The following is an 8,565-nucleotide window of genomic DNA, read 5'->3' on the forward strand; positions in this document are numbered from 1 at the left end:
CCGGAATGCACTGGTCAGTTTCGCCCGGAATGGGTGGTCAGCTTGCGCCGGAATGTGGTGGTCAAGTTCAACAGAATCTCCAGACCTGTGCGGCCAGTAAGATGCTCTTTACAATATACTAAAGCTGAACTACTAATCGGTTTTACATTAAATTAAGGGGAAGCTGACATGGAGTTTACTATTCTTTATTCTCATCATCATTCCTTATTTCGTCTGTTTTTTTCTTACGAATTCACCCACCAAATCAACAGGATTGTCTTTACACGGTTCAAGATCAATTTCATGTGTCCCAATTATCCACTTTGGTGTGAGCATAAATGCTCCACACGGGTCTTGACCAGATGGATCACCATCGATAAGCCAACATATAGAGTTCTCGGTTATAGCAGTACACAATTGGTGACCAAAAGCTATTAATGGATCGCCGACCGGTTCCGTTAAAATTCAAGGTTCATGGACTCTGCTGTTATGTAATCAAGGTCTGCCTTATAACCATAACCTAAAGGCATAAAGGTATTTTTCCTTCCTTTGGTTAACTTTGTCTTGTGTAACTTCTCTTTTCATAAACACGTCAGATTACTTTTTACAAACACCGCATATTAACCCTTGCTTAGCACAACGTTTACAATACTTACAGTTTTTGCATGCTTTGCACGGACTGTCACCTTTACAGGTAGCAAAGCTTTTAGTTGATGATGTGACGCTGCTTGCACTTACCAGTGATCCGGCTGCAACTATAAGAAAAAGGAGGTATTTCTTCATGACTGGTTAGGTTTGTTGCGTAAATATAACTGATTCACAACTACATCACAACCAGTCATTTTCTTTCCTTGTTAGCATTGCCATCTCTTTTGGGTCGTATTTCTGACCGATGTAACAGGTTTGCCAGTAGTTTACCTGTGAAACCCTATGCCGTACTGTTATTGTTAAATCGATTTCCTCTTTGGCTATTTCCTGGAGGCGGTTACGGATAATGGCAATCACTTTTCGTACAAACGCTGTTTTTACTTCCTGCTTGGATTCCGGAGGGTGAAACGTTGCGAGATAATACGCTTTGTCAAACCGCGATAAGTCTATCGATAAGCCATTGCGTTTATGGAATTCAAACAGGTATGTCAGATTATGTGGTGTGATATTGAACTTGGTCTTTGGGTTACGGCCAATCCATTCCATTAAATCTCCCTTCAAAATGTCATACAGCCTACCTAAAGAATAATCATTCATACATCTTCATCTGAAATACAAATTTGCTAAATAAATTAGTAAAATATCAAATAAAGATTTCAACCTGTCAATTGCTTTTATACATTTGCCATATGAGAAAATACATCATAGCAGTAGCATCGATAGCCGTATCAGCGGCGTTGATATCATGGGGATTCAAAGGGCACAGAGCCGTCGCAACCATCGCGCAAAAGCATTTAACATCAAACACCGCTTACGTGGTTTCAGCGATTTTAAAAGGCCAGAGCATGGCAGATGTAAGCACCTGGGCAGATGAAAACAGAGATAACAGTACCCGCCCCTGGCACTATTTAAACCTTCCTTTAGGCTTAAACCATCAACAATTTGTTGAAGTAGTCAGTAACCAGGGTGGTGACAATGTTTACAGCGCGCTCAATAAAGTTGAAACAACACTTAAGGATAAAGCATCAACTCCAGATCAAAAGAACGAAGCATTAAAATACCTTATCCATCTTGTAGGGGATGCACACCAACCTATGCATGTATCCCGTAAAGAGGATAAAGGCGGTAACACCATCCAGCTTCAATTTGATGGCAAAGGAACGAACCTGCATAGCCTTTGGGATAGCAAGCTCATAGATCATGAGGGGTTAAGTGAACCGGAAATCGCCAAACAATACGATTGGGCTAACGAAACACAAATTAAGAAGTGGCAAGCAGACAGCCCAGTGGAATGGCTTTGGGAGAGTTACCAGATCAGCACGGAACTGTATGCCGATATTAAGCTAGGTCAAACCCTTAATGATGAATATTACAAGAAATATATTCAAACGATCCACTTACGAATTGATCAGGCAGGTATAAGACTAGCCGGTGAATTAAACAAGCTATATGCAGATGAACAGGTCAAAATTACCAAGGTAGAGTTATTGCCTCCGCCACCGGTAACTGCTCAGAAGATCATGCTTACAGAGGTGAAAAACATGGTTGGCAGAAATGTTTCAGTCAGCGGCAAAGTATATAGCGTTAAAGACATTGGCAGCATGGTGCTTGTTAATCTGGGTGCTGCTTATCCTAATCAATTATTGACGCTTGCTTTAAAAGACGAGGCTAAACAACTGGCTTCTCAAATAGAAAGTAAAAAAATCACTGTTGTCGGTCAGGTTGTAGACTACAGGGGCAAGCCGGAGATTATTGTTATTGATCCCAAAGCGATCACCATCGAAAAATAAAGAATATCAAATATTGATAATGCAAAATGCCAGGCTGAATAAGCCTGGCGTTTATTTTCCTTTGACATTACTTGTTTAGAAGTTATCTGAAATTCTTTTAAATAACACTGTAGCGTCAACTTTGACAGATATAAGAACATTAATGCCATTAATTATCGGGATCGGTAATGAGGAAGTCGCACTTTGCCTGTTTCGAGATATTCTAAAGATTTTTGATTGGTGGGACTAATAAATGAATTCAAATTTTATTAAACAGTTTTTAGCGCTTAAGCCATTGAGCGACGGCTTTGAGCGTATTGCCGTAGAAGACCCGGTAGTTTCTATGGTGAAGTAGCCGGTGTGCGCGATGTCTAACAGATTATCGAAAGAACGCAGGCAGGGGTTCTGTGTATAAACGTCGATGGCGGCGCCGGCGATTAGTTTGCTTTTTAACGTGTCGATGAGGGATTCGAATTGCATCCTTGTCCAGATACCCGGGAAATTGCTAATGGCTCAACGAATGCGCATCGCTATTTGACGAACGAGGAAATCCCTTTCCGACAGTAAAGACGATTAAATTGATTACCGGGAATCCGTTGCTCGACAGTACGCTCCGGCAGGTGACCTTCCGGAGCAAGTCACGCATCAAATCTGAGCGGGCAGGGCTAGGATATTAGAGTCGTCGTGTCCTATGATAAGTTATCATAAATATGATAATCAGGCATTTGAATATATTAATTATTTATTACCTTGCCTTTACCTAAGCACACGCAAATGAACAACCTATCCAAACTCAATTACATTAATGTCGGTCCCGGCGGCACCTTTCAACCTTCAGGTATCGCTGCCTATGACACCACCCCTGCAGACGTCGATGCGATCTTCGCCGACCTCGGACAAAAAGTACAAAAAAAGATCTTATTATATTTTCACGGCGGGCTCGTTAACGAACAAAGCGGCATGGATACGGCCGTCACCGTTACCCCGCTGCTTACCGCGGCAGGCGTTCATCCCGTTTCTTTCGTTTGGGAAACGGGTTTTTTTGAAACGATCACCCAGAACCTCGACAGCATTGCCGGTACAGATTTCTTTAAAAAGGTACTCGAAAAAGTGCTCAAGGTAGCCGGCGACAAACTCGGCATCGAGATCCCGACCGACGTAGGTTCCCGCGGCGTGGCCGCGATGACCTATGCCGAGATCCAGGCAGAACTGGCTAAGGAAGCCCCATTCCACGCTTACGGCGTGCAGGAAGGCAGCCGCTCGGCCAACGTGATTAGCGGCAATGACCGCCGCCTCAGCGATGAGATCGAGGTGCAGGTGACCCAGGAGTTAATGGCCGACCCTTATTTTCGGCAGGACCCGGTGGCCAGCATGAGCGATACGGAACTCGCCCTGGTGAAGCGCGACCAACTCATCAATGAGCCCATGCCCGGCAGTCGAGGCATCCTATCCATTGCCGGTCTGATCAAAGCCGCCGTTACCATTATCTTTAAAGTAGTCAAACGCTTTGTAGCCAAACGCGACCATGACTTTTATCCGACCATCGTAGAAGAGATCCTGCGCGAAGTATATCTGGCCGATTTCGGTGCCTGGCTTTGGGGCGATATGAAAACCAAGGCCGCCCAAATGTGGCAGACGGACAGCAGCGTGGCCGACCCGCTTGCCCAGCATGCCGGCGGTTATTTCCTGAAACAGCTAAAAGCGTATGCCGAAAACACGCCCGGTGTAGAGATCGACCTGGTCGGACATTCCGCCGGATCGATCGTCATCTGCTATTTCGTCGAAGCTTTTTACCAGCAGAAGGTTCCGGCCAAGATCACCCATACCACCTTCCTGGCCCCGGCCTGCCGCTCTGACCTGTTCTATGATAAGATCGTCAAGGACAAAGTCGATATCGGCTGTTTCCGGATGTTCACCATGAGCAATAAATACGAATGCCTGGATTTTTGCCTGAAATACGTTTACACGCATTCGCTGCTGTACCTGATCTCGGGTATACTAGAACCCAATGAATATGATGCCTATATTCTGGGCATGCAGCGCTACCTGAGTGGTTCAGCGCCTTACGACCAGGATACGAAGCTGGCGGCCATCCGTGATTATATGGCGGCCCAGCCCAACCGGACCGTATTTTCGATCACCGAAGATAGCGCCCTTTCCGGCCTGCAGTGTATTGCCCAGCACCACGGCGGCTTTGCCGATCCGGCGGTCCTGGCCATCGGCAGTATCGCTTACCTGTTGACCCAAAATGACTGCTGATGCCTAACGCCGGTGATTTCGCGATTGTGGTCGGTGTCGACCAGTATCTTAACCTGAAGCCGCTGAACGGGCCGGTCAATGATGCCAACAACTTTGTGGGTTGGCTGCTGGATCCGGACGGGGGGGATCTGCCGCCCCTGAACTGTCACCTCATACCCAATACGCTGGACCCCACGTGCCCCTTGCAGGATCATATCGATGATGCGCTTGATGCGATCATGAATGCTGCCGACCTCGTCGCCCCCCGCCGCTTTTACTTTTTTTTTGCCGGGCATGGCATCGGCGTGACCTGGGAGCTTAATGGACTGTGCCTGCCCAAATGGAGCCAGACCCAGCGCAGGTACGCGCTTTCCTCCAGCAGCTATGAAGATTACCTGGTCGCTTCATCCACATTCGAAGAGGTTTATTTTTTTATGGATTGCTGCCGTTCCAAAGAGGTCAGTGTAACGCCGTCGCCAACCAAGCTGGAGAATATCCTGCCGCGCGGTGCCAATGTTTCCAGCCTGGTGGCTTATGCAACCCCTTTTGAAAATACCGCCGGGGAAGCGCCGGCGAATGGCGTTGACAGCAGCCAGGTGCAGGGTTTCTTTTCAACCGCCCTGGTCGAAGGATTGGGTGGCGCAGCTGCCGATGCCAGCAACCGCATCACGGCAAAAAGCCTCCTGACGTATTGCAGCCGCCGGACCGAGGAGCTCGCCCGCGCCCAGGGGCTCAACCAGATCGTGCAGACCAAGTTCACAGACGGCGGGCGTACCCTCGAAACCCTGGTACTTCGCGGTACACAGGCACCCTTGACGGTAGCGTTGGAACTCACTTTTTTACAGGCCGGCAATTACTCGCTGCTGGGCCCCGATCTGCTGGTCCTGCAGACCTGGGAGGTTGCAGCGGGACAGCAATTGCCGTCCATAGCGATCACACCGGGTATTTACGGCCTCAAAAATAATACAACAAACGTTAAACAATATATCCCGATCGATGGCAACGCAGCAAATTTCGAGTTCAGCGCCAACTAGGCGCTACCAGTTCTCGGCCGCTGCGCGCGGCCCGATGGCCGGCTTTGCCCGGCTTAGTTTGTATGACGGTCGCATGCAGCTCATCGCTGATGGCTATGAACGCATCAGCAGCAGTCTAACGGCCGGTCTTTATAAAGTGACCTTAAAACTGAATGAGGGGTATAAAGAAGCATATATCACCGTACAAAGTGACCAAGCCATCCAATTGGAGGTGCCGGAAACCGCTTCGTCGGTGATCGCCAAGGGTTTCAACACCTCGCACGAATATTATACGAACGACGCCGAGCATTACAGTTCCGAAACGACAGCGGTATTGGCCGGTATTCCCCAGGGCAATGGTGCCTTGTTCCTGTTCTTCCGCTACCCGGACGAACGGACCTATATCCGCTATAAAGAAGAGGGAAGGCGCCTGTCAGACCACTTCCAGCTGCTGGATAGCCAGCGACGGGTCATTTCGACGTTCGGAGCAAGCGAAGTAAAAGAAGAATATACCCGTTTCGGCTGGATGGCCTTCCATGCCAGGCTGGCACCGGGTAGTTACTACCTTCATTTTGCCGGCCGCAGCCGCGTAGCAGCCTGGAAGGAGGACAAAGGGCAGGCCTCCCGCGAGATCCCGGTACAGGTATTCAATGGCTGGCAGACCCAGGGGTTCCTGACATTCCGCAACGGCCCGGTCTTTTCTTCGATGATCTTCTCGCTTTCGAGTCTGAACACCCTTGACCGCCTGAACCTGCAGGTTCAGGACGAACTGGTCATGCTGGAAGGTGTGCTGCGCAAATTCGCCAATGGCATTTATTACCTGCCGCCAGACATGCGACAAAGCCTTGCCGCAGGTAAATTCGGCAACCCTTTTTTAGGCATCGCTGCCGCTTACGCTTATTTCAAAAGCACCAGTAACGATCAAGAAGCCTTTTTCAACACAGTGATGCTCAATCTTAGCAATCTGCTGGGAACAGAAGCACCCGATATGCAGCTGCTGGCAACATTGGCGGCTGGGCACTATTCCAACCTGCCGGTACCCCAGTCGACGCTGCAGGTGCCTGGGATGTTCGCCGCGGGCTTTTCGCTAGTGCTCCGGCAGCAGGCCAGCAGCGATGCCCTCCGGATAGGACCGGGCAGCGTCGCCGAAAAATGCCTGGACCGGCTTTATCACGATATGCTCTGGACCTCCTATCAGCCCTTCGCTAAACCCAAACAAGGTCCCGGTTCACCGCCGGTACAGGCTGTGATAGACGGGCAGCGCAGCTTGCAAACACGGCTGTCTAAGTCATTGCTGACCGAAAGCCTGGCCAACGATTTTGATCTGGAAATAAGAGCGCAGTCACCGAGCAAGCTCCGTAAGCCTGCAGTCCTGAATTCCTGGATGGCGCATTCCCTGGCGGATGCCCTTGGCACCACGCCGCAGGGACAATTTCCCGCGCTGGATACTTTGGCGGCCAGTTTACAGATCACGCCTAACCTGTTAATGGAAACTGCGGGTAAGGTCAGCAAGAGCAGCGAAAAGATCACGGCCTATCTCAGCCAACAGCCGGACCCGGAGCTCGCCGAATTGTTCAATACGGAAAATCTGCAGCGGATCAGTTTATTGGCCGGACGAAGACATTTAACTTAAATAAAATGAAATCACTGCTGAAGACCGACCCCAACCGCGATATGGTGATCTCTTTCCTGACGATCCGGAAAGCTATTGGCTGGCTCGGAATGGCCCTGCCCGTCATTGTTTACTTGGAAACCTGGCTGTTCGGCGGCTACAGCTTGCTGAAACCTTCGATTAGCGATTACTATTATACGGTAACCGGTGGGATACTCGTCGGCGTATTGAGTGCGGTGGCACTCTTCCTCTTTACCTACAAAGGCCCTGCGCGAATCGATGGCATCCTAAGTGGAATTGCCGCTGTCTTCGCCCTACGCGTAGCGCTGTTTCCCTGCAACATTACTGGGCATGACTATCGAGGTATTATCATTTGCCGGGATGACGATACGCTGCGCAACAGCATCCATTATACTTCGGCAACAGGATTCTTTATTGCACTGTCCATCATGTCGCTATGGCTGTTCCGCAAAACCCATCCCGGCCAAAAGCCCAAAGGACAAAAAGGAACCGGAATGGTTAATCTATGTGGCAACATTTGTAATGGCAGGAATTATTTCCCAAGTCTTGATCTATAGTGACTCGAAAAAACAATAAATAAATAAAGAGGTTCTTTACGAGGTGCAATTTCCTGTTATGTTTTTTTTAAACTGTATATTTGTTTGTGCGTGCCTAGTCTTGTTTCTTTTTTATTTATTAAATGTTTTTTTACAAAAAAAGAAGAACACGATAGAAATAATTAAATCACTTTAAAATATTTCATTGTTGCACTTTACATTCCGTCATAGTTGAGCAGCTTGTTCCATGCGAATAGATCAATGAGTTGCGTTGTTGAATAATAGTTTTGAAAAATTTAAATCAGCCATTTAACATTGTCAAAGTGTAACGTACCATCCTGAACTCATTCTCCAGAACGCGGTGATCAATGGCTCCGGAATGTTCACATAGGGGAATCCAACCTCATGAACCACAATTTAGATGTGTAAGCATTTAATCAAGATATCCCTAATTTAATCTCTCGTAAATATACTTGGGGCAAATCACTCGATTTAAAAGCCTTCAGTTGAAAAATCTCATTGAACAAATCGGAGTAAAATACCTCAACAAAAAAATCATCAAGCGAGTACAGATTGACTTTGTAACCTGGCGCAATACGCGAGTTTAGGTATGTGGCAGAGAGCATAGCCTCACCTTTTTCGTGCTCGTTTAATTGTTCAAATCGTTGTTGCCTTGACGAGCCAAACAACCTTAAAAAAGAACGATATGCAAATCCTTCATTAGTCAAAATGCGACCGTTTGGCGTACA

Annotated in this window: 7 protein-coding genes; 5 read left to right on the forward strand and 2 right to left on the reverse strand. The window is 47.8% G+C overall.

The genetic code is table 11. From position 1 onward, the window contains the following. Positions 1-807: 807 nt before the first annotated feature. Complete coding sequence (locus tag QWZ17_RS23490; protein ID WP_290307763.1) at positions 808-1,224, reverse strand: hypothetical protein; 417 nt, start codon at positions 1,222-1,224, stop codon at positions 808-810. A gap of 92 nt (positions 1,225-1,316) precedes the next feature. On the opposite strand from QWZ17_RS23490, the gene QWZ17_RS23495 reads away from it, so the two are divergent. The 5 genes from QWZ17_RS23495 to QWZ17_RS23515 all read left to right on the forward strand — a co-directional run bounded on the left by QWZ17_RS23495 (position 1,317) and on the right by QWZ17_RS23515 (position 7,837). Further along, entirely contained in the window at positions 1,317-2,417 is a 1,101-nt protein-coding gene (locus QWZ17_RS23495) for a S1/P1 nuclease (protein ID WP_290307764.1), read from the forward strand. Positions 2,418-3,170: 753 nt separating this feature from the next. Continuing rightward, on the forward strand, positions 3,171-4,655 hold the full coding sequence (locus QWZ17_RS23500) for a hypothetical protein (protein ID WP_290307765.1): 1,485 nt from the start codon (positions 3,171-3,173) through the stop codon (positions 4,653-4,655). Next, a complete protein-coding gene (locus QWZ17_RS23505) occupies positions 4,655-5,668 on the forward strand; it encodes a caspase family protein (protein WP_290307766.1) in 1,014 nt (337 codons plus the stop codon). The genes QWZ17_RS23500 and QWZ17_RS23505 overlap by 1 nt, the downstream gene beginning before the upstream one ends. Next, positions 5,631-7,280 (forward strand): hypothetical protein, encoded by a 1,650-nt coding sequence (locus QWZ17_RS23510; protein ID WP_290307767.1) that lies wholly within the window; start codon positions 5,631-5,633, stop codon positions 7,278-7,280. Before QWZ17_RS23505 ends, QWZ17_RS23510 begins: the two co-directional genes overlap by 38 nt. Positions 7,281-7,285: 5 nt before the next feature. Then, positions 7,286-7,837, forward strand: coding sequence for a DUF998 domain-containing protein (locus QWZ17_RS23515; RefSeq protein ID WP_290307768.1), 552 nt, complete (start codon positions 7,286-7,288; stop codon positions 7,835-7,837). A gap of 416 nt (positions 7,838-8,253) precedes the next feature. On the opposite strand, the gene QWZ17_RS23520 is transcribed toward QWZ17_RS23515, so the two are convergent. Then, the coding region (locus QWZ17_RS23520; protein ID WP_290307769.1) for a hypothetical protein at positions 8,254-8,565 on the reverse strand (312 nt) is incomplete at its 5' end.

The sequence above is a fragment of the Mucilaginibacter flavus genome (assembly GCF_030409315.1).
Lineage (GTDB): Bacteria > Bacteroidota > Bacteroidia > Sphingobacteriales > Sphingobacteriaceae > Mucilaginibacter > Mucilaginibacter flavus.